Here is a 26291-nt window from a genome sequence, read left to right as displayed (position 1 = left end):
CGTAACTCTTTGTTTATCAAGGAGTTTTCCGTTTCGACTGCGCCGGAAGTGGGGCGAATTATAGACTTCCAGAATCTGCCGTCAACCCCTGATTTCAGCTTTATTCGGATTTAAGCGAAATACGCGCAAATGCCTTCTTTCCAGCCTGACAAACATGGGTTGCACCCAGTACGTATATAAAGGTGCGATCGACAACCTCGCCATCTATACGAACACCGCCAGAGTTCAGGAGATCACGCGCCACCGCCGAATTCTTCACGAGACCGGCCTTATTAAGGACGGCAGCGATCGGCATATCCTCGGTAGCGGTCAATTCGATTTCCGGCAGGTCGTCCGGCAGCTCGCCATCCTTCATGCGATTACCCGCTGCACGGTGAGCACTGGCTGCAGCCTCCTCACCATGGAAGCGTGCAACGATCTCTTCGGCCAGCTTGATCTTGATGTCACGCGGGTTGGCACCCGCCTCAACATCAGCGCGGAATGCATTGATCTCATCCATGGAGCGGAAGCTGAGCAATTCGAAGTAACGCCACATCAGCGCATCAGGGATGGAAACCAGCTTGCCGTACATCACACCTGGCGCTTCCTGAATACCGACATAGTTGCCCAACGATTTGGACATCTTCTTCACGCCGTCCAAGCCTTCGAGCAAAGGCATGGTCAGAATGCACTGAGCCTCCTGCCCGTAACCACGTTGCAGCTCGCGCCCCATCAGCAGGTTGAACTTCTGATCGGTGCCACCCAGCTCGACATCCGCACGCAAGGCGACCGAGTCGTAACCCTGAACCAGCGGGTAGAGGAACTCGTGAATGGCGATTGGCTGATTAGTCGTGTAACGCTTGTCGAAGTCATCACGCTCGAGCATGCGCGCAACGGTGTACTGCGATGTCAGACGAATGAAGTCAGCCGGCCCCATCTGATCCATCCAGGTGGAGTTGAACGCCACTTCGGTTTTCGCCGGATCAAGAATCTTGAAGACTTGAGTCTTGTAGGTCTCGGCATTCTCGAGAACCTGCTCACGGGTCAGCGGTGGACGCGTTGCGCTCTTGCCGCTCGGATCGCCGATCATCCCGGTGAAGTCACCTATAAGGAAGATCACCTGATGCCCCAGCTCCTGGAACTGACGCAGCTTATTAATAAGCACGGTGTGACCCAGGTGCAAATCCGGCGCGGTCGGATCGAAGCCTGCCTTAATACGCAGCGGCTGGCCACGCTTGAGCTTTTCGATCAGCTCGGACTCGACCAACAGTTCTTCCGCACCACGTTTGATCAGCGCTAGCTGCTCTTCAACCGACTTCATAACAGACCCGCAAGGCTCGAATTCAAAGGGGACCAACCATACAAGATCGCGCGTCAAATACAAAGTTTGGCCGGCGCAATGACGCCAATCCGCTGGCAGAGTGACCACGGACTTGCTTCAGAGATGATTTGGTTATATTTTATACAGTTATTTCATCTTCATCATGTCATTCATCTTTTCCAATTCATCTTTTTTCAAAGTCAAAATTACCTATGACCAAAGAATCGTCTAAAGCGCCACCGCTTTACCCGAAGACCCACCTGCTCGCAGCAAGTGGCATCGCCGCCCTTCTGAGCCTGGCGCTTCTGGTATTTCCTTCCAGTGATGTAGAAGCCAAAAAGACGACCCTGAGTCTTGAACTGGAAAGCCCTGCTGAACAACTGACACAAGATCAAGACGCTGCCGACGTCGCCCAAGCCACAAATGAGCCGGTAACTTCCCCTTTTGCGCAGATCGAAGATAGCGCCGAAGAAGCCCAGGAAACTGCCCAGACCAAACCCGCTCCGGTTGTCGAAGAAAAGAAGGCACCCAACCACAGGGAAGTGATCGTCGCTAAAGGCGACACGCTCTCCACCCTGTTCGAGAAAGTCGGTCTTCCAGCCACATCGGTCCATGAAGTACTGGCCAGCGACAAGCAGGCCAAGCAGTTCAGCCAGCTCAAACATGGCCAGAAACTCGAGTTTGAACTGAACCCTGAAGGTCAGCTAATTAACCTGCATAGCAAGGTCAGCGATCTCGAAAGCATCACGCTGACCAAGAATGACAAGGGTTATGCATTCAACAGAATTACCGCCAAGCCTACTGTGCGCTCTGCCTACGTTCATGGTGTGATCAACAGCTCGCTGTCGCAATCGGCCGCGCGCGCCGGCCTGTCCCACAGCCTGACCATGGACATGGCCAGCGTGTTTGGCTATGACGTCGACTTTGCCCAGGATATTCGCCAGGGTGACGAATTCGACGTGATCTACGAACAGAAAGTCGTCAACGGCAAGGCCGTCGGCAACGGGCCGATCCTCTCGGCGCGCTTTACCAACCGCGGCAAGACCTACACCGCCGTGCGCTACACCAACAAACAGGGCAACAGCAGCTACTACACCGCTGATGGCAACAGCATGCGCAAGGCGTTTATTCGTACGCCTGTCGACTTCGCCCGCATCAGCTCCAAGTTTTCCATGGGTCGCAAGCACCCGATCCTGAACAAGATCCGCGCCCACAAAGGTGTCGACTACGCAGCTCCGCGCGGCACGCCAATCAAGGCTGCCGGCGACGGCAAGGTGTTGTTGGCCGGTCGCCGTGGCGGCTACGGCAATACCGTGATCATTCAACACGGCAACACTTATCGCACGCTCTATGGCCACATGCAGGGATTTGCCAAAGGCGTCCAGACCGGCAGCTCTGTAAAGCAGGGTCAAGTCATTGGTTACATCGGCACCACCGGCCTGTCCACCGGACCACACTTGCACTACGAGTTCCAGGTCAATGGTGTGCACGTCGATCCGCTGGGTCAAAAGGTGGCGATGGCCGATCCGATTTCCAAAGCAGAACGCGCTCGCTTCCTCGCGCAGAGTCAGCCGCTGATGGCGCGCATGGACCAAGAGAAGTCCACCCAACTGGCTTCGAGCAAGCGCTAAGCCATGACGCTCTATATTGGTGTGATGTCCGGTACCAGCCTTGATGGCCTGGACATCGCGCTGGTCGAGGTGGCGCCGACGATCAGGCTGATCGCCACGCACTACATTCCCATGCCTGACTCCCTGCGCACCGAGCTGCTTGGCTTGTGCGCCAGTGGTCCGGACGAAATCGCCCGCTCAGCCATTGCCCAGCAGAATTGGGTAAAGCTGGCGGCGCAGGGCATTCACACCCTGCTTGAACAACAAAATCTGAAACCCGAAGACATTCGCGCGATTGGCAGCCACGGCCAGACCATTCGCCACGAACCGGCGCGCGGCTTCACGGTGCAAATCGGCAACCCCGCCCTGCTGACCGAACTGACCGGTATCACCGTGGTCAGTGACTTTCGCAGTCGCGATGTGGCGGCCGGTGGTCAAGGCGCCCCGCTGGTTCCGGCCTTCCACGAAGCCTTGTTTGAAGAACAGGCCGGTAACCGCGCGGTACTGAATGTTGGCGGTTTCAGCAACCTCAGCCTGATCGAGCCCGGCAAACCGGTGGCGGGTTTCGACTGCGGCCCGGGGAATGTGTTGCTGGACGCCTGGATTCATCAGCAACGCGGCGAGAACTTTGATCGCGACGGCCAATGGGCCGCCAGCGGCAAGGTAGAACCTGCTCTGCTGAAAGCGCTGCTCGGCGATCCATTCTTCGTGACCAAAGGCCCGAAAAGCACTGGTCGTGAAGTGTTCAACTTGCCATGGCTGACACAGCATCTTTCGCAATTGCCGACCTTCGCCGCCGAAGACGTGCAAGCAACGCTGCTGGAGCTGACCGCACTGACCATCACCGAATCACTGCAAAACGCTCAAGCGGATACCCGGGAGTTGCTGGTCTGCGGCGGGGGGGCGCACAACGCCACACTGATGAACCGCCTGGCCAGGCTATTGCCGAACGCAAAAGTGAGCAGCACCGCCACTCATGGCGTTGACCCGGACTGGGTCGAAGCCATGGCCTTTGCCTGGCTGGCCCACTGCTGCCTCGAAGGCATCGCCGCCAACCGCCCAAGCGTCACCGGCGCCCGCGGCCTGCGCATACTCGGCGCCATCTACCCCGCCTGAAGCATAACCCCGGACAGCAAAACGCCGCATGACCCTGAGGTCATGCGGCGTTTGTTCATGCGGTGAAGCGCGATCAGATCGAGAACGAAGAGCCGCAGCCACACGTGGTGGTGGCGTTCGGGTTCTTGATAACGAAACGCGAACCTTCCAGACCTTCCTGGTAATCCACCTCGGCGCCTGCCAGGTACTGGAAGCTCATTGGATCGACAACCAGACTCACACCTTCGCGCTCGACAATGGTGTCGTCATCGGCCACTTCTTCATCGAAGGTAAAACCGTACTGAAAACCTGAACAACCGCCGCCCGTAACGAATACGCGCAGCTTCAAGCGATCATTCCCCTCTTCATCGACCAGACTCTTCACCTTGTGCGCGGCACCGTGAGTGAATTGCAAAGCCGTGGGGGTGAAGGATTCGACGCTCATGCTGACTATCTCCCGGCGTTACGCCGCCATAATGCGTGATGACGCGCATTATCCGCTTCTCCTAGAAAATCGGTCAACTATTGTTACGGTATATCAATAAACCCGATTGCCGGCGGGAAATGCAAAAAGGCCCGTTTGGCGGGCCTTTTTGCTGAGCGGGATAAAACCTTACGGCAGCATGCCGGCATGGGACAGGCCCAGACGTTCATCCAGCCCGAACAGGATGTTCAGGTTCTGCACTGCCTGACCCGACGCGCCTTTGACCAGGTTATCGATCACCGACAACACCACCACCAGATCACCGTCCTGCGGGCGATGCACGGCGATACGGCAGACGTTGGCGCCGCGCACGCTGCGGGTTTCCGGATGGCTGCCCGCGGGCATTACATCAACGAACGGTTCGTTGGCATAACGCTTTTCAAACAGCGCCTGCAGATCCACCGAACGATCCACGACCGTCGCGTAGAGCGTCGAGTGAATGCCGCGAATCATCGGGGTCAGGTGCGGAACGAAGGTCAGCCCGACGTCCTTGCCTGCAGCACGACGCAGCCCCTGGCGAATTTCCGGCAAGTGACGGTGACCTTTGACGGCGTAGGCCTTCATGCTTTCCGACGTCTCGGAGTACAGCGAACCTACGGAAGCGCCACGACCGGCACCGCTGACGCCGGATTTGCAGTCAGCGATCAAGCGAGTGGTATCGGCCAGACCGGCTTCGAGCAATGGCAGGAAACCCAGTTGCGTAGCGGTCGGGTAGCAACCTGGTACGGCGATCAGGCGAGCCTTTTTGATTTGCTCGCGATTGACTTCCGGCAAGCCGTAGACCGCTTCATCCAGCAGCTCCGGCGCGCCGTGAGGCTGGCCGTACCACTTGGCCCATTCGTCAGCATCTTGCAGACGGAAGTCCGCCGACAGGTCGATGACCTTGGTCCCGGCCGCCAGCAGTTCACCGGCCAGCGCGTGGGCGACGCCGTGAGGCGTGGCGAAGAACACCACGTCACAGGCACCCAGGGTCTTGATGTCCGGAACGCTGAACGCCAGACCATCGTAATGACCGCGCAGGTTCGGGTACATATCAGCCACGGCCAGACCGGCCTCGGATCGGGAAGTGATCACCACCACTTCTGCCTGCGGATGCTGTGCCAACAGACGCAGCAGTTCGACACCGGTGTAACCCGTGCCGCCGACGATACCGACCTTGACCATAAACCTGCCCTCAACGAACCCACTGGAAAGCCGTCGATAATAGGGGCCGCGCGCGCCTGCGACAACCGTCAAGGTGACGTGCGGACGCTCTACCCTCTACTATCTTCGCTACCGTGAACCTGGGAATAACTAAAAATGCTTTATCTGTGGCTCAAAGCGCTTCACATCATCAGCATGGTCTGCTGGTTTGCCGGCCTGTTTTACTTGCCGCGCCTGTTCGTCTATCACGCCCAAAGCGAAGACGCTGTCAGCAAAGAACGCTTCAGCCTGATGGAGCGCAAGCTCTATCGCGGCATCATGGGGCCCGCGATGATCGCCACGCTGATTTTCGGTATTGCGCTGATTGCGCTGAACCCAAGCATATTCAGCCAAGGTGCCTGGATTCACGCGAAATTGACGCTGGTGGTCATCCTGATCGGCTACCACCACATGTGCGGTGCGCAGGTAAAACGATTTGCCCGTGGCGAGAACACCCGCAGCCATGTCTTTTATCGCTGGTTCAATGAAGTGCCGGTTCTGATATTGCTGGCTATTGTAATTCTGGTCGTCGTTCGGCCGTTCTAACTTCAATCGGCACCACTCACCGGGGTACTTCCAATGTCGCTGCCCGCTTTGCTCGAACAACGTCTGCGTCTGCCCGTCGTGGCGGCGCCGATGTTCCTGATTTCCAACCCGCAACTGGTTCTCGCCTGCTGCCGTAATGGCGTGGTGGGCAGCTTTCCCGCGCTGAACCAGCGTGAAAGCAGCGGCTTCAAGGCCTGGCTGGAAGAAATCGAGGCGGGCCTGGCGACACTGGATAACCCCGCGCCTTATGCCGTGAACCTGATCGTCCACAACAGCAACCCGCGTCTGCAGGCGGACCTGGACATCTGCGTCGAGCACAAAGTGCCGATCGTGATCACCAGTCTCGGCGCAGTGAAGGAACTGGTCGACGCCGTTCACAGCTATGGAGGCCTGGTCTTCCATGACGTGACGACCCGTCGCCATGCAGAAAAAGCCGCCGAAGCGGGCGTTGATGGCTTGATTGCCGTGGCCGCGGGTGCCGGTGGACATGCGGGCACCTGGAGCCCGTTTTCACTGATTGCCGAAATCCGCCAGTTCTTCGACAAGACGCTGCTGCTGGCGGGGTGCCTCAACCATGGCCACGAGATTCTGGCTGCGCAATTGCTCGGTGCGGATCTGGCCTACTTCGGTACGCGATTTATCGGCACCGCTGAAAGTCATGCGCCTGACGCCTACAAAGAGATGCTGCTGAGCGCAAGAGCGGCAGACATCATCCATACGCCGGCGGTCTCGGGCGTACCGGCGAGCTTTATGCGTCAGAGCCTGGAAGCTGCCGGTTTCGACATGGCGGCGTTGCAAAACAAGGGCGAGGTCAATTTCGGCTCCAAGCTCAAGCCATTGAGCGATGAAGCCAAGGCCTGGAAAACCGTGTGGTCCGCCGGCCAAGGCGTTGGGGAGATCGATGATTTGCCGAGCGTGGATCAATTGGTTGCCCGGCTGGACGCTGAATACCGCAAGGCGCTGGAACTGGCAGCACAGCTACCGAAACGCTGGCCGCGCTGACAGGAAAATTTGGCCAGCCATCCTCGGCTGGCCTTACACTCCGTGCTCGCAACACTCTAAATACTCAAACACTCGCGACAAGGATGCCTCGCAATGAGCGACAACCGTTTCAAGATCGTATTCGACGGCGCTCTGCTGCCGGGGGTCGATATCACCACTGCCAAACTCAATCTGGCGGCGTTGTACAAAAGCGAAGTGGCAGCCATCGAACGGCTGTTCACCGGGAAGACGGTTGCGCTCAAGCTAGGCCTGTCGCAGACTGAGGCGCACACCTACCTTCAGGCACTGACGAAAACCGGCATCGATGCCCGGATCGAGGCAGAACCCTCGATTGAACTGAGCCTGGACGATGTTCAACACCACGCCCCTGCCTCGAGCCAATCGGTATTCGCAGATCCCGAATCTCCTTATGCACCGCCACGGGCTACTGTTGGCGAAAACCTGCCACAGTTTGGCACGCTCAAGCCTTTTGGCGTTGAAGGTCGCATCGGCCGTTTGCGTTACCTGGCCTGGACCATGGTCCTGACGCTGGTCATGCTCGGCATCGGGTCGGTAGTGGCAATTTTCGCCATCGCCCTGATCAGCAGCGATTCGACCGCTGGCCTGATTGTCGGAGGGCTGTTGGTATTTTTCCTGTGCATTGCCATCGCGGTCGTCAGCATTCAGATCAGCGTTCAGCGCCTGCACGACATTGGCTGGTCCGGCTGGCTCTGGTTACTGAATCTCGTGCCGTTCGTGGGCAGTTTCTTTCCGTTCGTGATCATGTGCGTGCCGGGCACCAACATCGCCAATCGCTATGGCCCTCCACCACCGCCGAACACTACGGCGGTCAAAGTGCTGTCTTCGCTGTGGGTCGTGGTGATAGCCCTCGGTTTCGTTGGTCTGCTGGCGGGTGGCTTCAGTGCGATCCAGCAAGAGTACGAAAGCGCGGCCGAAACCAGCTATGACAGCGGTGCGGTAATCACGGAGGAAGTGGAAGTCGAGCCTGCTGCAGAGGCAGAAGCAGCACCCGATTCCGCAGACGAGGAAGCCGAAGAAGCCTCGGCCCCTGTAGACTCTGCGAAAGAATGAACAGCGCTCCCCGCCCGTGACACCTGCGTCGCCGGCGCGGAGCTGTTGCGATGGAGAACTGCATGACCCGTTACGCTCTGATCACTGGCGCTTCCAGTGGCATCGGCCTGGCGATGGCCGAAGCGCTGGCTCGCCGTGGCCGTAGCCTGATTCTGGTGGCCCGACAGCGTGATCAGCTGGAAAGTATTGCGATAGAACTGACCCAACGCTTTGGCGTGGAAGTATTGTTTCGCGCCTGCGACCTCGGCGAGCCACTGCGCTTGTCCGGGTTTCTGCTGGAGCTGGAAGAAGGCGACCGGCAGATCGACCTGCTGGTGAACTGCGCCGGCATCGGCACCTGCGGCCCGTTTCTGGCGCAGGACTGGATGACCGAACAAGACCTGATCGAAGTGAACATTCTGGCCCTCACTCGCCTGTGCCATGCCATCGGCAACAGCATGGCCTTGCAGGGGGGCGGGCAGATCTTGAATGTCGCCTCGGTTGCAGCGTTCCATCCCGGCCCGTGGATGAGCACTTACTACGCCAGCAAAGCCTATGTGCTGCACTTTTCCGAAGGGTTGCGCGTTGAATTGAAGAAATGCGCGGTCAAGGTCTCGGTGCTGTGCCCCGGTCCGACCCGCACGGCGTTTTTCCGAACCGCACAACTGGACACCGACAAACTGGTCGACAGCAAACTGCTGATGAGTCCCGAGGAAGTCGCGCTCTATACCGTGCGGGCGCTGGATAAAAATCGCGCCATTATCATTCCGGGTCGTCTGAACCGCTGGTTCGCTTTCCTGCCACGGCTTGGCTCGCGCTGGCTGACCCGGACAATCGTGGGCATGGTCAACAAGGCCTACTGTCCGCGCTGATCAACCTTCAAGGCAAAAGGCTGGGCTCGGCGATATCCGATGAGTACACTCAGGCCAGCCAAATAACGGAGAAACAGCTGTGGATACTCTGTTCACCAAAATCATCAACCGGGAAATCCCGGCGAAGATCATTTACGAGGATGACCAGGTACTGGCCTTCCACGACATCGCCCCACAGGCACCGGTGCATTTTCTGGTGATCCCGAAGAAGCCGGTGCGCACCTTGAACGACCTCACCGAGGACGATAAGGCATTGGCCGGGCATATTCTGTTCACTGCCCAGCGCCTGGCACTGGAACTGGGTTGCGAAAAAGGTTTTCGCGTTGTCATGAACTGCAATGAGGAAGGTGGGCAGACTGTCTACCACATTCATATGCATGTGCTGGGTCAGCGTCAGATGCACTGGCCGCCGGGTTGATTCATACCCCGCCCTTGTAGGAGCCCGGCTTGCCGGCGATGGCGTCATCGAGACCGCCATCGCCGGCAAGCCGGGCTCCTACAGTTGCAGCCTGCGTCGCAATGACCCAGCGCAAACCTTCCCCGGCCGATTGGGTTAAACTGGCCGCCGAGATTCTTCCCGGAGGTCAGCATGACTACCCAACGTCACTACTCGCCAATTGACCGTCTTCTGCTGCAAGCCGATGCCGCGATGCGTACCCTGCTGCCCTTCAGTGGCCAGCCGTACCGCCCGTCCCCCGCGATCTTGCAGCCGGAAACGCAAATGAGCGACGAAGACACCCGGCACGTTGCCGGTTTGATGCGCATCAACCACACCGGCGAAGTCTGCGCCCAGGCGCTGTATCAGGGCCAGGCCCTGACCGCCAAGCTGCCGCAGGTCCGCGCGGCCATGGAACATGCTGCCGAAGAAGAAATCGACCACCTGGTCTGGTGCGAGCAACGCATCAAGCAACTGGGCAGTCACACCAGCATTCTCAATCCACTGTTCTACGGCATGTCGTTCGGGATTGGCGCAGTGGCCGGGCTGATCAGCGATAAAGTCAGCCTGGGGTTCGTGGCTGCAACCGAGCATCAAGTGTGCAAACACCTGAACGAACACCTTGAGCAGTTGCCGACCGAGGACGAAAAGTCCCGGGCGATTCTTGAGCAGATGCGGATAGATGAAGAGCACCATGCCGAAAGTGCGCTGGAGGCAGGGGGCTTTCGGTTTCCGGCGCCGGTGAAATTCGGGATGAGCTTGATGGCCAAGGTGATGACCAAGAGTACGTACCGGATCTGATTTTCTTGTATGAGCAAGCTTGCTCACGATAAACCTGAGGGCAACGCGTTTATCCAGAAAACACGCGTTATCGTTAACGTCCATCGCGAGCAAGCTTGCTCCTACGAGGGCAAGACATAAAAAAGGCGACTGCCGTGAGGTAGTCGCCTTTTTTGTGATCGAAATCTTAGGTCGGCATGTTGCGCGCGTAGAAGATTTCGAGCATTTCGTGTTTCACACGGTCGGTCACTTGAGCGCGCTGCTCAGAGGACAAGTTGTTGGTCGCATCGCCGAACAGGTAGTTATCCAGTTCGAAGTTCTTCAACAGCATTTTGGTGTGGAACAGGTTTTCCTGGTACACGTTCACGTCGGTCATCTGGTACGCGTCGCGGGTGTCGTCGGAGAGATAGTTCTGAATCGAGTTGATCTCGTGATCGATGAAGTGCTTGTTGCCTTCGACGTCACGGGTGAAACCGCGCACACGATAATCCACGGTCACGATGTCCGAATCGAACTGGTGGATCAGGAAGTTGAGCGCTTTCAGCGGTGAAATGACGCCACAGGTCGACACGTCAATGTCCACACGGAAGGTCGCAATGCCGTCGTCCGGATGGATTTCCGGGTAGGTGTGCACCGTGATGTGGCTCTTGTCGAGGTGGGCCAGGATAATCTCGGGCAACGGGCCCGGGGATTCTTCGATCTGGCTGTCGGTCGGCGTTACCGGCTCTTCAGAGATCAGAATCGTGACGCTGGCGCCCTGTGGGTCGTAGTCCTGACTGGCGATGTTCAGGATGTTGGCACCAATGATATCGACAACTTCTGTGAGGATCTGCGTCAGGCGTTTCGCGTTGTACTCTTCATTGATGTACTCGACGTAAGCCTGCTGGTCTTGCGGGGTCTCCGCGTAGCAGATGTCATAGATGTTGAAGCTCAAGGTCTTTGTCAGGTTATTGAACCCGTGGAGCTTGAGTTTGCTTTTCACCGTTAAAAACTCTCTATGTATTGCGGCCCGGGCCGCGTGATCAAGCATGCCCGTCAGATGCGAACGACGCACCTGCGTAGGACGGTTAACACCTCTTCGCGATGGCGATTTTGGTTGTCTGTTCGGGCGAGCGGCCGGTTGGTTGACGGACCACTACCCTGAAAAAAGTGGCGCATTATGCAGACGTCAGCTTGGGATCGCCAGAGTCTGCACTGCTTTTATGATAGTTGAATGTCGATTCAACCGAGTTCGATGATTTCGTAGTCGTGGGTAATCGCGACGCCCGCCGCGCCGAGCATGATCGAGGCCGAGCAATACTTCTCGGCAGACAACTCGATGGCGCGCTTGACCTGGGCTTCTTTCAGCCCGCGCCCCTTGACCACGAAGTGCATGTGGATCTTGGTGAAAACCTTCGGGTCCTCGGTCGCGCGCTCAGCCTCGAGGAAGGCTTCGCAGCTCTCGACGGCCTGACGGGATTTCTTGAGGATGCTGACCACATCGAAATTGCTGCAACCGCCGACACCCAGCAGAAGCATTTCCATCGGCCGGACACCCAGGTTACGACCACCGGCATCGGGCGGACCGTCCATGACCACGACATGACCGCTGCCGGATTCACCGAGGAACATGGCTTCGCCAGCCCATTGGATGCGTGCCTTCATCGCCAAGACTCCACTGTATAAAAAAGGGTCGCCAGCTTAGCACAGGGCCCTGGATTGATAGCGTTCGCCGTCCTAGGACATAACGTTCCGGCTTGTAGGTAAAATCTCGAATATTGCGGGAAGTGCCTGTTAAGCTGGCGCCAATTCGCTGGCGCATAGCCATCTTTGAAGCAACCTCAGCGCCTCATAAAAAAACCAAACATACCGTGCAGTCTTTTTCGGGATACAACCATGGTTGCTATTGCCCCTACACCCAAAGTCAAAAACCTCGACAAGCTGTTGATGCATTGCCAGCGCCGTCGTTATGCGGCCAAGAGCAACATCATCTGCGCCGGCGACCGCTCGGAGACGTTGTTTTTCATCATCAAAGGCTCGGTCACCATCCTGATCGAGGATGACGACGGTCGGGAAATGATCATTGCCTACCTGAACTCCGGAGACTTTTTCGGTGAGCTGGGTCTGTTTGAACAGGCCGGCCTGGAACAGGAACGCAGCGCCTGGGTGCGCGCCAAGATCGAGTGCGAAGTCGCGGAAATCAGCTACGCCAAATTCCGCGAGTTATCCCAGCAGGATCCAGACATTCTTTACGTACTCAGCGGACAAATCGCACAGCGCCTGCGCAACACCACCCGCAAGGTCGGTGACCTGGCGTTCTTCGACGTCACCGGCCGAGTCGCTCGTTGCTTGCTGGAACTGTGCAAACAGCCAGACGCCATGACCCACCCCGATGGCATGCAGATCAAGGTGACCCGTCAGGAAATCGGGCGGATTGTAGGGTGTTCCCGGGAGATGGTCGGTCGCGTGCTCAAGGATCTGGAGGAACGCAACCTGGTCGACGTCAAAGGCAAGACCATGGTGGTCTTCGGTACGCGCTAAACCTTGAACATGTCTGCCAGCAACTGGCGATAGAGCGCGTCGAGCCGCTCCAGTGCATCGGGCGCCGCAAACTTTTCATGCAAGGCGATGTGGCTCTCGGCGCGAACCCGCTGTTCCAGACCGCACGCCTTGTTGAAGCGATTGACTGCGGCGACCATCGATTCGCGCTCGTCATCCAGCAACAAAGCGCCGTGCACCAAGCCGACCGGACGCGAACCGCCCTTGCTCTGGCGCCAGCGCTGAGCGGTGCCGACCATCTTGCGTCCATCCAGATTGACGTTGAAACGGCCGTCGCAGAAGGCGCCATCGACTTCGCCCAAGGACGAAACGCCACCCAATTCATCCAGCAACTGACAGATCGGGTCACAGAGCCTGCGATAGGCGGTTTCGATGCGATTCTGGTCGCCCTCGCTGCGGGGCGGCGCGTAGACCAGTGCGATGTTGATGGTTGATGCTGATTGCGGCACGGGTTCGCCGCCGGTTTCACGCAACAGTACCGGCCAGCCGGCGGCGGCCAATACTTCGCAGGCGGCTTCGAAGCCAGGCAGGCGATTCAAGCGGCGTGGCATGACCAATGCTTTGTCACTTGGCTGCCAGAACAGCAGACCGAATTCCGAGTCGCCGGTGCAGACTGAGGCCAGCAAATCCTGTTCGGCTTGCAGGCCCGCTTCAACGGTTAGATGTGTCGACTGGGTCATGGACTGCTCCACAAAGCATGAGTTTTTTGGGGAATTGTAGGGCCTCTTCGCGAGCAAGCCCGCTCCCACATTGGTTCGCATCCGTCCAGACAACGGCGATCCAATGTGGGAGCGGGCTTGCTCGCGAAGGCAGCACCACGGGTTCCGGCATGTCGTCAGTCGAGTGTAGAACCACTCACCGCCGTACCACGCTCCGGGAAGAACAGACGCTGCAGCTCGGTGCCCGGGCTTTCGGCGCGCATGAACGCTTCACCAACCAGGAACGCATACACGTCGCTGATTTCCATCAGCTCGACATCGGCCCGATTGAGAATGCCGCTTTCAGTGATGACTAGACGATCACGCGGAATACGCGGCAACAGATCGAGGGTAGTCTCCAGACTGACTTCGAACGTGTGCAGGTTGCGATTGTTAACGCCGACCAGGGGAGTATCGAGGGTTTTCAAGGCGCGCTCCAACTCGTCGCCATCATGGACTTCCACCAGCACATCGAGGCCGACGCCTTTGGCCACTGCCGCCAGCTCGGCCATTTTCACGTCATCCAATGCGGAGACGATCAACAGCACGCAGTCAGCGCCCAATGCACGGGCTTCGACGATCTGGTACGGGTCGATCATGAAATCCTTGCGGATCACCGGCAGTTTGCACGCCGCCCGGGCCTGTTGCAGATACGCATCGGCGCCCTGGAAGTAATCGATATCGGTGAGCACCGAGAGGCAGGTCGCGCCGCCCTTCTCGTAACTCCTGGCAATGTCCGCCGGAACGAAGTTCTCGCGAATCACGCCTTTGCTGGGTGAAGCTTTCTTGATTTCCGCAATGACCGCCGGGTGTTTCAGCTTGGCCTGTGCGATCAATGCCTTGGCAAAACCACGGGGTGCATCGGCCGCCTTGGCCAGACTTTCCAGCTCCGCCAGGCTCACACGAGCGCTACGCTCGGCGACTTCCTGGACTTTGCGCGCCAGAATATTTTCCAGAACCGTCGGTACACTCATCCCTCATTCTCCACTTTGAATACCGCGGTAAATGCACCCAACTCCTCAAGTTTTTCCCGGGCAAGGCCTGTGTGCAGCGCATCGTGCGCCAGGGCAACGCCTTCTTTCAAACTGGTCGCCAGGTCGGCGGCGTAAAGCGCAGCACCGGCATTGAGCACGATCATCTCTGCGGCTTTCTGACCGCTCTCGGTTTTGCGCTTGCCCAGGGCATCGCGAATCAGCTCGAGCGAAGCGGCCGGGCTTTCCACCGCCAGGCCGTGCAGGCTCTGGCTCTTCATGCCCAAATCCTCCGGTTCGACCCAATACTCGGTGATCTGGTCATTTTTCAGTTCCGCCACGTAAGTCGGCGCGGCCAGACTGAACTCGTCCAGACCGTCCTTCGAGTGCACCACCAGCACGTGCTTGCTGCCCAAACGCTGCAAGACTTCGGCCAACGGCCGGCAGAGCGCCTGGCTGAAAACGCCCACCACCTGATGTTTCACGCCGGCCGGATTCGTAAGCGGGCCGAGCATATTGAACAGGGTACGCAGACCAAGATCCTTGCGCGGGCCCGCGGCGTATTTCATGGCTCTGTGATGAGTCTGGGCAAACATGAAACCGATGCCGACGTTGTCGATGCAACGCGCCACCTGAACCGCAGTCAGGTTCAGGTAGATGCCCGCCGCCTCCAGCAGATCGGCGCTGCCGCTTTTACCCGAGACCGCACGGTTACCGTGTTTGGCCACGGTGCAACCGGCCGCTGCCACAACAAAGGAAGAAGCCGTCGAGACGTTGAAAATGTTCGCGCCATCGCCGCCGGTTCCGACCACATCGACCACGCCGTCGAGGGTCTTCAATTCGACCTTGTCCGCCAGCTCGCGCATGACCGACACGGCGCCGACGATCTCGTCGATGCTTTCGCTCTTCATGCGCATGGCCATCATGAACGCGCCGATCTGCGCATCCGTGCATTGACCGGTCATGATTTCGCGCATTACATCGCGCATTTCATCGGTGCTGAGGTCGAGGTGGTCGACGATACGGCTCAGGGCTGTCTTGATATTCATGGGAAGTCCTTAGCGCGTGCCGCCGGTTTGTTTGAGGAAGTTGGCGAACAGCTCGTGCCCCTGTTCGGTCAGGATAGACTCAGGGTGAAATTGCACACCTTCGATGTTCAACGTCTTGTGGCGCAGGCCCATGATCTCGTCGACCGAACCGTCTTCAAGCTGAGTCCAGGCGGTCAGCTCCAGGCAGTCTGGCAAGGTTTCGCGCTTGACGATCAACGAGTGATAACGCGTGACGGTCAGCGGATGGTTCAGGCCTTCGAAGACACCTTTGTCTTCGTGGAACACCGGGCTGGTCTTGCCGTGCATCACCTGGCGAGCACGAACCACATCGCCGCCGAAGGCCTGGCCGATGGATTGATGGCCCAGGCACACGCCGAGAATCGGCAGTTTGCCGGCGAAATGCTTGATGACGTCAATCGAGACGCCCGCCTCGGTCGGCGTGCAAGGACCGGGCGACACAACGATACGCTCAGGGTTGAGGGCTTCGATTTCGGCAACGGTCAGTTCATCGTTGCGCACAACTTTGACCTGGGAGCCGAGCTCACCGAGGTATTGCACAACGTTGTAAGTAAAAGAGTCGTAGTTATCGATCATCAGCAACATGGCTTGAGAACCTCTTGAATTCACGGACTATAAAGGCTGCCTTCGAATGAGCGACCCGCAGCGCTTTGTCAGCCAAAGCTGACATGGCATACGGATCACGTTCATCGATCAGCTTTCCGGGGTTTGTTCAGCCAGGGCGACTGCGCGGAACATGGCACGACGCTTGTTCAGGGTTTCTTCCCATTCCAACGCCGGCACCGAGTCGGCAACGATGCCGCCACCGGCCTGCACGTGCAGTTCGCCGTTCTTGATCACGGCGGTGCGGATCGCAATCGCAGTGTCCATGTTGCCATTCCAGGCGAAGTAACCGACCGCGCCGCCATAGACGCCACGTTTGACCGGCTCCAGTTCGTCGATGATTTCCATCGCGCGAATCTTCGGTGCGCCGGACAAGGTGCCCGCCGGCAGGATCGCCCGCAATGCGTCCATTGCCGTCAGCCCGGCTTTCAGTTGCCCGGTGACGTTGGAAACAATGTGCATCACGTTGGAATAACGCTCGATGACCATCTTCTCTGTGAGTTTCACCGAACCGATTTCCGATACGCGACCGGTGTCGTTACGACCCAGATCGATCAGCATCAGGTGTTCGGCGATTTCCTTGTCGTCGGACAGCAGGTCTTTCTCCAGCGCCAGGTCCGCCTCTTCGTTGGCCCCACGCGGACGGGTGCCGGCAATCGGGCGGACGGTGATCAGATTGTCTTCGACCCGCACCAGCACTTCCGGTGAACTGCCGACGACGTGGAAGTCGCCGAAGTTGAAGAAGTACATATAAGGCGTTGGGTTGAAACAACGCAACGCCCGGTACAGATCAATGGGCGCCGCCTTGAAGTCGATCGACATGCGCTGGGACGGCACGACCTGCATGCAGTCACCGGCCAGGATGTATTCCTTGATGGTGTCGACGGCTTTTTCGTAATCGTCCTGGGTGAAACTGGAGCGGAACACCGGGTCAACCGATTGTTGCTTGCTGAAATCCAGGCCCCGGCGCGGGGTGATTGGCTGACGGAGTTTTTCCAGCAGCTCTTGCAGGCGCGCCTGACCTTGTTCGAAGGCAGCTTCCTGCGAAGGGTCGGCCAGGACAATCGCGTGCATTTTGCCGGCGAGGTTGTCGAACACCACCACCGCATCGGACACCATCAGCAGAATATCAGGCACGCCCAGTGGATCCGGGTTCGGGCACTTGCCCAGACGCTTTTCCACATAGCGCACGCAGTCGTAACCGAAATAGCCCACCAGGCCACCGTTGAAACGCGGCAGGCCGGGGATGGTCGGTACGTTGTAGCGGGCTTTGAAGGCTTCGACGAACGCCAGCGGGTCTTCCGCTTCATGACTTTCGATCTCTACGCCGTCATGGGTCACGCTGACGTGATGGTCATGAACCCGCAGCACGGTGCGGCACGGCAGGCCGATGATCGAGTAACGGCCCCACTTCTCCCCGCCCTGCACGGATTCGAGCAGGTAGGAATTGGGTTCGTCAGCCAGTTTCAGGTAGATCGACAACGGCGTGTCGAAGTCGGCCAGGGTTTCGCAGGCAAGCGGGATACGGTTATAGCCGGCAGCGGCCAAACGCAGGAATTCTTCGCGGATCATGGAGTAGCCTCGTGGCTTGAGGTGCTAACAGTCAGGTATGCAAACGCGCCGGTAGACCGGCCAGGAACAAGTCAGGCGCGCCAACGCCAGCGGGCCAGGGCCTTGATGACTTTCATCCAGAGTTTGCGAGTGACCACCACGATGGCGTTTCCAGAAGGGGGTTGAACAGCGTCGGCCAACGTTATCTCAGCGGCCGGATCCAGGCAACCGGGAATTAGCTTGCGCAGGTCGTCGATCACCAGCGCCGGCGACTCTTCGGCAATCGGCCGGCCATGGTTATAGCCGTAACTGAGCGCCACACATTTGACCCCCGCCGCTTTTGCCGCCAGTACATCGCTGCGCGAGTCACCGACGAACAACGACTGGGACGCCGGGATGTTGGCCATTTTCATCACGAAAAACAGCGCGGCCGGGTCGGGTTTCTTCTGCGGCAGGGTGTCGCCGCCGATGATCCATTTGAAATAGCGGCCGATCTTCATCTGATCCAGCAACGGCGCGACGAAGCGCTCCGGCTTGTTGGTGATCAGCGCCATTTCGACGCCTTGCTTGTTCAGCCACTTGAGGGTGTCACGCACGCCGGGGTAAACCACCGTCAGGTCGTGACCGTCCTCGTAAAAACCGTTAAACAATTCCAGGGCATGTTCAGCCTCGACATCATCGACACCTTCGGCGTCGATGTGATTGGCCAGGGCCCGGCGCACCAGCATGTGCACGCCGTTACCGACCCAGTCACGCACCGATTCGATGCCGACAGGCTGGCGCCCGAGTTTGAGCAGCATGTTATCCACCGCCGCGGCGAGATCAGGGACCGAATCGACCAGCGTGCCGTCCAGATCGAACATCACCAGCCGTGGCAGACGTCCCGGGAACAGCTGCTCAAAGCCGCTCATGGGCGGGCCAGCGCCAGTTCGGAACGCATCTTCTCGATGACTTCCTGGTAGTTCGGCGCATTGAAGATCGCCGAGCCGGCCACGAAGGTGTCAGCGCCAGCCGCCGCGATTTCACGAATGTTGTTCACGTTGACGCCACCGTCGATTTCCAGGCGAATGTCACGACCCGAGGCATCGATCAATGCGCGAGCTTCACGCAGTTTGTCGAGGGTGCCAGGGATGAACTTTTGCCCGCCGAAGCCCGGGTTGACGCTCATCAGCAGGATCATGTCGACCTTGTCCATCACGTACTTGAGCACGTCCAGCGGGGTCGCGGGGTTGAACACCAGGCCCGACTTGCAGCCGCCCTCGCGGATCAGTTGCAGGGAACGGTCGACGTGCTGCGTGGCTTCCGGGTGGAAAGTGATGTAAGTCGCACCGGCCTCGATGAAGTCGCCAACGATGCGGTCCACCGGGCTGACCATCAGGTGCGCATCGATCGGCGCGGTCACGCCGTACTTGCGCAGCGCGGCGCAGACCATCGGGCCGATAGTCAGGTTCGGCACGTAGTGGTTGTCCATGACATCGAAGTGCACGAAGTCGGCGCCAGCGGCCAGAACGTTGTCCACTTCCTCACCCAGGCGGGCAAAGTCGGCGGAGAGAATCGACGGAGCAATTACGAAGGGCTGCATGACGCACCTTTTCTGAGCAGAATCACGATGGCGCGCATTGTATACCTCATGCTTTGGCGCGCGCACCGTGACTGCGATGATCAGTACGCCGCGCGGTAGATCTTCTCGATATCAATCGCGCTCAATTTGCGCGGATTGTTGCGCATCAGGCGCTCGATCCCCGCGGCTTCCACGGCCATGGCCGGGATCGCATCCTCGGGAACGCCGAAACTGCGCAGGCCCGGCGGGATTTCCACGGCGGCGCACAACGCGGTCATCGCCTCGACGGCTTTGTCCGCGGCGTCATTGGCGCTCAGATGAGCGGTCTTCACCCCCATGGCTTCGGCAATATCCTGCATGCGCTCGACGCAGGCCATCTTGTTCCATGTCATGACATACGGCAGCAACAAGGCGTTGCTGACGCCGTGGGCGATGTTGAAACGACCACCCAGCGGATACGCCAGCGCATGCACCGCGCCGACGCCGGCATTGCCGAATGCCATCCCCGCCATCAGGCTGGCGGTGGCCATGTCTTCGCGCGCCTGCAGATTGGAAGGATTGGCATAGGCCTTGGGTAACGCGTTGGTGATCAACTTGATCGCGCCGATGGCCAGCGCGTCGGTAATCGCTGAAGCATTGAGGGACAAATAAGACTCGATAGCGTGCACCAGTGCATCAACGCCACTGGCGGCAGTGACACTGCGCGGGCACGTCAGGGTCATTTGCGGGCTGATCAGCGCCACGTCCGGCAACAGATAATCGCTGACGATGCCCTTTTTCAGTTGCGCGACCTTGTCGGAGAGGATCGCGACGTTGGTCACTTCCGAGCCGGTGCCGGCGGTGGTCGGGATGGCGATCAGCGGCGGGCCCTTGCGCGGCACTTGGTCGATACCGAACAGATCCTCCAGCGCGCCGTGATAACCGGCATAGGCGGCAACACTTTTGGCGATGTCGATCGCGCTGCCGCCGCCCAGGCCGATCAGCCCGTCATGCCCGCCTTCGCGGTAAACGCGCATGCAGTCTTCGACGATGGCGATTTCCGGGTCTGGCAGTACACGGTCAAAAATCTCGTAGCTACGGCCCCCCAACTGCGCGAGTGCCAGCTCGACCGTGCCGGACTTGACCAGCGCGGCATCGGTGACGATCAGCGGGTTGTCGATGTCCAGGCGCGTGAGTTCGGCGGCCAGTTGCTCGATGGCCCCTGCGCCGGTGATCAGTTTGTGAGCGATTTTGAAAGAGGAAAGACTCATCGTGCGCAGCCTCTTATAGATAGGGGAGCTGGGCACAATAGTAGCTGGGGATTGGGGTTTGTCTGCTATTCAGGGTGTGAATGACCCTCAATCCCGAAAAACACACAAAACAACTGTAGGAGCCGGCTTGCTGGCGAATGCGGTATGTCATTTAACTGATACATCAGCTGACAGTTCGCTTTCGCCAGTAAGCCGGCTCCTACAGGGATCAGTGTCAGACCTGGGCAGTGCGTAATTTCTCGCTGCGCCCACGCAGCCATTCCAGGGTCAGCAGCAGGATCACCGAGAAGGCGATCAGCAGCGTTGCCGCGGCGGCAATGGTCGGGCTGAGGTTTTCGCGGATGCCGCTGAACATCTGCCGTGGCAAGGTCGCTTGCTCGGGACCGGCGAGGAACAGCGTTACCACTACTTCATCGAACGAGGTCGCGAAGGCAAACAGCGCACCGGAGATCACGCCTGGCGCAATCAGCGGCAAGGTCACCCGGCGGAACGCGGTCAACGGCGAAGCACCAAGGCTGGCAGCGGCGCGCACCAGATTGTGGTTAAACCCCTGCAACGTCGCCGACACCGTGATGATCACAAACGGCACACCCAACACCGCGTGCACCACGATCAGCGAAAAGAAACTGTTGCCCAGGCCCAGAGGTGCAAAGAACAGATAACTCGCGACACCGATGATCACCACCGGCACCACCATCGGCGAAATCACCAACGCCATTACCAGCGCCTTGCCCGGGAAGTCGCCCCGAGTCAGGCCAATCGCCGCCAGCGTACCGAACACCATCGCCAGCACGGTCGCCGCCGGGGCGACGATGATGCTGTTCTTCAGTGCGCGCATCCATTCCGCCGAGGCGAAGAAGTCCTGATACCAGTGCAGCGAAAAACCTTGCAGCGGGTACACCAGGAAACTGCCCGAGTTGAACGACAACGGAATGATCACCAGCACCGGCAGAATCAGGAACAACAGAATCAAGCCACAGAGAATCCGCAAACTGTAGAACCACACCCGCTCGACGGGCGACATATAAGGACTCAGCATTTCATTCTCCCCTTAGCTCAGGCGCAGGCGACTGGCGCCCACCAGCCAGCTGTAAATCAGATAAAGCACCACGGTCGCCAACAGCAGCAGCCCACCGAGTGCGGTCGCCATGCCCCAGTTGATGCTGGTGTTGGTGTAGAACGCGACGAAGTAGCTGACCATCTGATCGTTCGGGCTGCCCAGCAACGCCGGGGTGATGTAGTAGCCGATGGCGAGGATGAACACCAACAGGCAACCGGCGCCGACACCGGCATAGGTCTGCGGGAAGTACACCCGCCAGAAGCTGGCGAACGGGTGGCAGCCGAGGGAAATCGCGGCGCGCATGTAGGTCGGCGAGATGCCTTTCATGACGCTGTAGATCGGCAGAATCATGAACGGCAGCAGGATGTGCACCATCGAGATGTAGACGCCGGTGCGGTTGAACACCAGTTCCAGCGGTTTATCGATGATGCCCATGGCCATCAGGCCACTGTTGATCAGACCGCCGGATTGCAGCAACACGATCCACGCGGCGACCCGGACCAGGATCGACGTCCAGAACGGCAGCAGCACCAGAATCATCAACAGATTGCTTTGGCGCGAGGGCAAGTTCGCCAGCAGGTAGGCCAACGGATAGGCCAGCACCAGGCAAATGGCGGTGATGATCAGGCCCATCCAGAAGGTGCGGGCGAAGATGTCGAGGTAGATCGCCTGATCGGGCGTGGCCGGGGCGATTTCGCCGAGGTCGTCGATACGATGATCGACCGCCGCCAGCAAGTAGTAAGGCGTGATGTTGCTGACGTTGCGGCGCACCACTTGCCAATAGGCCGGATCACCCCAGCGTTCATCGAGCCCTTCCAGCGCTTCTTTATAAGAGGCCGGTTCGGTAGCGAACGGCAAGGCGCGGGCGGTTTTTGTCAGCAGGCTGCGGTAGCCGGCCAACTCCATGTTCAAGCGTTTGGACAGGTCGCCCAAGGTCTGATTCTTGCGCGCTTCAGCGAGGTCTTCGCTGGCCGCTTTGTACACCGGCTCAGCAGGCAGGCCGCGGCCGTCCCAGCTGGCGATGGCTGCCACGGTGCGCGGCATGCCGCCGACCACTTCCGGGTTACCAACGCTTTTGTAGAGCAGCGCCACGATGGGCACCAGGAACACCAGCAACAGAAACAGCACCAGTGGCGCGATCAAGGCCTGGGCCTTCCAGCGGTTGATCCGCTCGGCGTGCTTGAGCCGCTGCTTCAAGGTGGGGTCAGTGCCCGCGTTCAGGGGAATGGCGGTGGCCATGGCGTACTCCGGAAATCTTTGATCGTTACAGAGGAGGGAATGCCACCTCGATCGTTTAGGTAGGAACGGGCTTGCTCACGAAAGCGGAGTGTCAGTCAGCAAAGATGCTGAATGTGCTGACGTCTTCGCGAGCAAGCCCGCTCCCACAGGTGGGTAAACCCACCATTACAGGGTGATGCTTACTTCGCAGCCCAGGAATTGAAGCGCTGTTCCAGTTGCTCGCCGTTGTCAGCCCAGAAGCTGACGTCGATCTGCACCTGGTTGGCGATGTTTTCCGGGGTGGTCGGCATGTCTTTCAGGACATCCTTGGCCAGCAACGGTACGGCCTGGGTGTTGGCCGGGCCGTAGGCGATGTTTTCCGAATAGGTCTTCTGCTGCTGCGGTGCCACCGAGAACGCGATGAATTTCTTCGCCGCTTCAGCGCGCGCCTTGTCGAGACCTTTTGGGATCGCCCAAGCGTCGAAGTCGTAGATACCGCCGTTCCACACGACTTTCAGGTTGCTTTCTTTCTGCACGGCAGCGATCCGGCCGTTGTAGGCCGAGCTCATGACCACGTCACCGGAAGCGAGGTACTGCGGCGGTTGCGCGCCGGCTTCCCACCACTGGATGCTTGGCTTCAGCTCATCGAGCTTCTTGAATGCGCGGTCCTGACCGTCCTTGCCGGCCAGCACTTTGTAGACATCCTTCGGTGCAACGCCGTCGGCCATCAGTGCGAATTCCAGGGTGTACTTCGCGCCTTTACGCAGGCCGCGCTTGCCCGGGAATTTCTTGGTGTCCCAGAAATCCACCCAGCTGGTCGGTGCGCTTTTCAGCTTGTCGGCGTTGTAGGCCAATACGGTCGACCACACGAAGAAACCCACGCCGCAAGGCTGAATAGCGCCTTTGACGTAGTCTTCGGTCTTGCCGAACAGCGCCGGGTCGAGTTGCTCGAACATGTCTTCGTCGCAACCACGGGACAATTCTGGCGATTCAACTTCCACCAGGTCCCAGGACACGCTCTTGGTGTCGACCATGGCTTTGACCTTGGCCATTTCACCGTTGTATTCGCCGGCGACGATCTTGCCGTTACCCGCCGCTTCCCACGGTGCGTAGAAGGCTTTGACCTGCGCAGCCTTGTTCGCACCGCCAAAGGACACCACGGTCAGGTCCGGGCCCGCCGCCATCGCGTGTGCCGCACCGATCATGCCCATGACCAGGGCGGTGAATTTCAGGGATCTCAACATTTATTGTTCTCTCCACGTGCAGGGTTGGTTGAAGCAGGGGGCGATCAGTTCGCCTCTAGAAGTGGGTCGAGCGCGCGAACGTGTTCGACCTGCCAGCCAAGCGGTACCACGTCGCCGACAGCGAGCGCGGGATCGAGCTCGGCAATCGGTTGTTTCACGAAGAAGTCGGTCTTGCCGCAGACTTCCAGGCGAACCCGGACGTGGTCGCCCAGATAGATGAATTCCGCCACCCTCCCTGAGAAGCGGTTGACGCAGGACTCGCTCGAACCGTTGAGGCTCACGCGCTCCGGACGAATCGACAGCGTGACCGGCTCGCCGGTCTTGCCGACGTTGACCGCCAGGGCTTCAACCTTTTCACCGCGACCGAGTTCGACGATGCAACGGTCGCCGGTGTGGCTGTGCAAACGGCCGTTGAGACGGTTGTTCTCGCCGATGAAGTTGGCGACGAAGGTGTTCTTCGGTTCTTCGTAGAGGCTGCGCGGCGGCGCGATCTGCTGGATTTCGCCTTGATGGAACACGGCCACGCGGTCGGACATGGTCAAGGCTTCGCCCTGATCGTGGGTCACGTAGACCACGGTCACGCCGAGGCGCTGGTGCAGGTGTTTGATTTCCATCTGCATGTGTTCACGCAGTTGTTTGTCGAGTGCCCCCAGAGGCTCGTCCATCAATACCAGTTGCGGTTCGAACACCAGCGCGCGGGCCAAAGCCACACGCTGTTGCTGACCGCCGGACAGTTGCGCCGGATAGCGCTGGGCGAAAGTGTCGAGCTGAACCATGCTCAGGACACGTTTGACCCGGTCACTGACATCGCTCTTGTTCAAGCCGCGCACGGTCAGCGGAAACGCGAGGTTCTCGGCGACGGTCATGTGCGGGAACAGTGCGTAGTTCTGGAACACCATGCCGATGTCACGCTTGTGCGGCGGCACGTTGTTGATGGCACGCCCGGCCAGGAGGATTTCGCCGGCGGTTGGCGTTTCAAAACCGGCGAGCATCATCAGGCTGGTGGTCTTGCCCGAGCCGGACGGCCCGAGCAAGGTGAGGAATTCGCCTTTGCGAATGTCCAGGTTGAGGTCTTTGACGATCAGGTTCTCGCCGTCGTAGCTCTTCTGCACTCCACGAAAGCTGACCAGAATGTCGCTGGCCCCTGCGTTTGGATCAACCTGGCTCATACCCACACCTTTGTTATTGATGACTGCTGTGGGACTAAGCCTAGTGGACGCTGCTGACCACGCAAATCGGGGCGCAGGAGAGAATCGCCTCAGCCGGATGGAAGGTTGGGGGTAGGGATTGCCCTACAAGGATGGCGGGATTGGATAGGGTCAGCGGCAGGTTTCAAGCGGCAAACCACAAGAACGGGCAAAAGCGGATTTTAAGGATGTCGCAAATGGACATGGCGTTGCGCGTTTCTGTAGGAGCCGGCTTGCTGGCGACGGCGTCATTGAAATCGCCATCGCCAGCAAGCCGGCTTCTACAGGGGGGATTCGGTGTTTTCAGAGGAGTTTATGTTCCATCGCGTACTTCACCAGTTCAGCCAGCGAAGTGATGTTGAGTTTCTGCATCAGCCGCGCCTTGTGGGTGCTGATGGTCTTGCTGCTCAGGGCCAGTTGCTGGGCGATGTCATTGACGTTGGCGCCCTGGGCCAGGCGCTCAAACACCGAGAACTCACGTTCTGACAACAGTGAATGCAGCGGCCGCGAATCGGTCAGGCCAACTTCGAAGACCATGCGGTCGGCCAGCTCCGGGTCAATGTAACGCCCGCCCGCCGCGACTTTGCGGATCGCCGTAAGCAGCAGCGCCGGGTCGCTGTCCTTGGTCGCGTAGCCTGCGGCACCGACCTTCAAGGCCCGTGCAGCCATTTGCGCTTCGTCATGCATTGACAACACCAGGATGGCGGGCGGATTGTTCAACGCGCGGATCCGCGGAATCGCTTCCAGGCCATTGACCCCGGGCATGGAGATATCCAGCAACACCACTTCGCAGGGAACATGACGCAAGGTCTCGAGTAACTGCTCGCCATTGCTCGCCTCGCCCACCACCAGCAAGTCCTTGGCCAGGCCGATCAGTTGCTTGATACCTTCGCGAACGATGGTGTGGTCTTCGGCTACCAGTACACGGATCACGTTCTTCTCCAGATTCAAGATCATTCGCGGGCAAGCCCGCTCCCACAATGGAT

At 58.9% G+C, this 26291-nt stretch carries 26 protein-coding genes and 1 pseudogene; 9 read left to right on the top strand and 18 right to left on the bottom strand.

The genetic code is table 11. The annotated features are described in order from the left end of the window. Positions 1–100 precede the first annotated feature (100 nt). A complete protein-coding gene (gene tyrS / locus FBY04_RS26275; protein WP_084323885.1) occupies positions 101–1300 on the bottom strand; it encodes a tyrosine--tRNA ligase in 1200 nt (399 codons plus the stop codon). A gap of 212 nt (positions 1301–1512) precedes the next feature. Here tyrS and FBY04_RS26265 point away from each other — a divergent pair, with 212 nt between their 5' ends. Then, entirely contained in the window at positions 1513–2931 is a 1419-nt protein-coding gene (locus FBY04_RS26265) for a peptidoglycan DD-metalloendopeptidase family protein (protein ID WP_145318013.1), read from the top strand. A 3-nt stretch (positions 2932–2934) separates the two neighbouring features. After that, the gene (locus FBY04_RS26260; RefSeq protein WP_145318010.1) at positions 2935–4026 is read left to right on the top strand and encodes an anhydro-N-acetylmuramic acid kinase; all 1092 of its coding nucleotides are present in this window, start codon (positions 2935–2937) and stop codon (positions 4024–4026) included. A 73-nt stretch (positions 4027–4099) separates the two neighbouring features. On the opposite strand, the gene erpA is transcribed toward FBY04_RS26260, so the two are convergent. Continuing rightward, positions 4100–4450 (bottom strand): iron-sulfur cluster insertion protein ErpA, encoded by a 351-nt coding sequence (gene erpA, locus FBY04_RS26255; protein WP_007906865.1) that lies wholly within the window; start codon positions 4448–4450, stop codon positions 4100–4102. Positions 4451–4618: 168 nt separating this feature from the next. Further along, positions 4619–5653, bottom strand: a complete 1035-nt coding sequence (gene argC, locus FBY04_RS26250; RefSeq protein ID WP_084323888.1) for an N-acetyl-gamma-glutamyl-phosphate reductase — start codon at positions 5651–5653, stop codon at positions 4619–4621. A gap of 135 nt (positions 5654–5788) precedes the next feature. Here argC and hemJ point away from each other — a divergent pair, with 135 nt between their 5' ends. The 6 genes from hemJ (at position 5789) to coq7 (ending at position 10378) form a co-directional block, all read left to right on the top strand. After that, complete coding sequence (gene hemJ, locus FBY04_RS26245; RefSeq protein WP_017341087.1) at positions 5789–6217, top strand: protoporphyrinogen oxidase HemJ; 429 nt, start codon at positions 5789–5791, stop codon at positions 6215–6217. A gap of 33 nt (positions 6218–6250) precedes the next feature. Continuing rightward, positions 6251–7219, top strand: a complete 969-nt coding sequence (locus FBY04_RS26240) for a nitronate monooxygenase family protein (RefSeq protein WP_145318007.1) — start codon at positions 6251–6253, stop codon at positions 7217–7219. Between the two features lie 93 nt (positions 7220–7312). Continuing rightward, on the top strand, positions 7313–8290 hold the full coding sequence (locus tag FBY04_RS26235) for a DUF805 domain-containing protein (RefSeq protein WP_145318004.1): 978 nt from the start codon (positions 7313–7315) through the stop codon (positions 8288–8290). Positions 8291–8352: 62 nt separating this feature from the next. Further along, positions 8353–9141, top strand: coding sequence for an SDR family oxidoreductase (locus tag FBY04_RS26230; protein WP_084318369.1), 789 nt, complete (start codon positions 8353–8355; stop codon positions 9139–9141). 79 nt (positions 9142–9220) lie between these two features. After that, positions 9221–9559, top strand: coding sequence for a histidine triad nucleotide-binding protein (locus FBY04_RS26225; RefSeq protein ID WP_008027110.1), 339 nt, complete (start codon positions 9221–9223; stop codon positions 9557–9559). A gap of 171 nt (positions 9560–9730) precedes the next feature. Continuing rightward, on the top strand, positions 9731–10378 hold the full coding sequence (gene coq7, locus FBY04_RS26220) for a 2-polyprenyl-3-methyl-6-methoxy-1,4-benzoquinone monooxygenase (protein WP_084318370.1): 648 nt from the start codon (positions 9731–9733) through the stop codon (positions 10376–10378). 166 nt (positions 10379–10544) lie between these two features. Here the strand turns inward: coq7 and speD are convergent, their stop codons facing one another. After that, positions 10545–11339, bottom strand: a complete 795-nt coding sequence (gene speD / locus FBY04_RS26215; protein WP_084318371.1) for an adenosylmethionine decarboxylase — start codon at positions 11337–11339, stop codon at positions 10545–10547. A 239-nt stretch (positions 11340–11578) separates the two neighbouring features. Further along, the gene (locus tag FBY04_RS26210) at positions 11579–12001 is read right to left on the bottom strand and encodes an OsmC family protein (protein ID WP_007941657.1); all 423 of its coding nucleotides are present in this window, start codon (positions 11999–12001) and stop codon (positions 11579–11581) included. Positions 12002–12232: 231 nt separating this feature from the next. Between FBY04_RS26210 and crp the strand changes: the two genes are divergently transcribed. Then, positions 12233–12877, top strand: a complete 645-nt coding sequence (crp, locus tag FBY04_RS26205; protein ID WP_084318372.1) for a cAMP-activated global transcriptional regulator CRP — start codon at positions 12233–12235, stop codon at positions 12875–12877. On the opposite strand, the gene FBY04_RS26200 is transcribed toward crp, so the two are convergent. The 13 genes and pseudogenes from FBY04_RS26200 to FBY04_RS26135 form a co-directional block, all read right to left on the bottom strand. Then, positions 12874–13575: a lipoate--protein ligase family protein gene (locus FBY04_RS26200; RefSeq protein ID WP_145318001.1), complete on the bottom strand. Its 702-nt coding sequence runs from the start codon at positions 13573–13575 to the stop codon at positions 12874–12876. The two genes, crp and FBY04_RS26200, sit on opposite strands and share 4 nt — an antisense overlap. A 155-nt stretch (positions 13576–13730) precedes the next feature. Further along, entirely contained in the window at positions 13731–14567 is an 837-nt protein-coding gene (gene trpC, locus FBY04_RS26195; protein ID WP_145317998.1) for an indole-3-glycerol phosphate synthase TrpC, read from the bottom strand. Further along, positions 14564–15613 carry an anthranilate phosphoribosyltransferase gene (gene trpD, locus FBY04_RS26190; RefSeq protein WP_084318375.1) on the bottom strand — a complete coding sequence of 350 codons (1050 nt, stop codon included), beginning with the start codon at positions 15611–15613 and terminating at the stop codon, positions 14564–14566. Before trpD ends, trpC begins: the two co-directional genes overlap by 4 nt. A gap of 9 nt (positions 15614–15622) precedes the next feature. Next, positions 15623–16216 (bottom strand): aminodeoxychorismate/anthranilate synthase component II, encoded by a 594-nt coding sequence (locus FBY04_RS26185; protein WP_008027095.1) that lies wholly within the window; start codon positions 16214–16216, stop codon positions 15623–15625. A gap of 108 nt (positions 16217–16324) precedes the next feature. After that, complete coding sequence (trpE, locus tag FBY04_RS26180; protein ID WP_084318376.1) at positions 16325–17806, bottom strand: anthranilate synthase component I; 1482 nt, start codon at positions 17804–17806, stop codon at positions 16325–16327. Between the two features lie 71 nt (positions 17807–17877). Continuing rightward, positions 17878–18696, bottom strand: coding sequence for a phosphoglycolate phosphatase (locus FBY04_RS26175; protein ID WP_084318377.1), 819 nt, complete (start codon positions 18694–18696; stop codon positions 17878–17880). Next, complete coding sequence (rpe, locus tag FBY04_RS26170) at positions 18693–19367, bottom strand: ribulose-phosphate 3-epimerase (RefSeq protein ID WP_008035979.1); 675 nt, start codon at positions 19365–19367, stop codon at positions 18693–18695. The genes FBY04_RS26175 and rpe overlap by 4 nt, the downstream gene beginning before the upstream one ends. Positions 19368–19447: 80 nt before the next feature. After that, the gene (locus FBY04_RS26165; RefSeq protein WP_145317995.1) at positions 19448–20596 is read right to left on the bottom strand and encodes an iron-containing alcohol dehydrogenase; all 1149 of its coding nucleotides are present in this window, start codon (positions 20594–20596) and stop codon (positions 19448–19450) included. Positions 20597–20810: 214 nt separating this feature from the next. After that, positions 20811–21635, bottom strand: a complete 825-nt coding sequence (locus FBY04_RS26160; RefSeq protein WP_027926741.1) for an ABC transporter permease — start codon at positions 21633–21635, stop codon at positions 20811–20813. 12 nt (positions 21636–21647) lie between these two features. Beyond that, positions 21648–22895, bottom strand: a complete 1248-nt coding sequence (locus FBY04_RS26155) for an ABC transporter permease (protein WP_084318379.1) — start codon at positions 22893–22895, stop codon at positions 21648–21650. Positions 22896–23074: 179 nt separating this feature from the next. Further along, the gene (locus FBY04_RS26145) at positions 23075–24118 is read right to left on the bottom strand and encodes an ABC transporter substrate-binding protein (protein WP_084318380.1); all 1044 of its coding nucleotides are present in this window, start codon (positions 24116–24118) and stop codon (positions 23075–23077) included. A 44-nt stretch (positions 24119–24162) separates the two neighbouring features. Further along, positions 24163–25277 (bottom strand): annotated as a pseudogene (locus FBY04_RS26140) (ABC transporter ATP-binding protein). 331 nt (positions 25278–25608) lie between these two features. After that, a complete protein-coding gene (locus FBY04_RS26135; protein ID WP_174602650.1) occupies positions 25609–26262 on the bottom strand; it encodes a response regulator transcription factor in 654 nt (217 codons plus the stop codon). Positions 26263–26291: the final 29 nt, after the last annotated feature.

The sequence above is a fragment of the Pseudomonas sp. SJZ080 genome, assembly GCF_007828295.1.
GTDB classification, from domain to species: domain Bacteria; phylum Pseudomonadota; class Gammaproteobacteria; order Pseudomonadales; family Pseudomonadaceae; genus Aquipseudomonas; species Aquipseudomonas migulae_A.
Note: the sequence above shows the minus strand (reverse complement) of the source record. Positions and strands in the feature narration are given on the sequence as shown.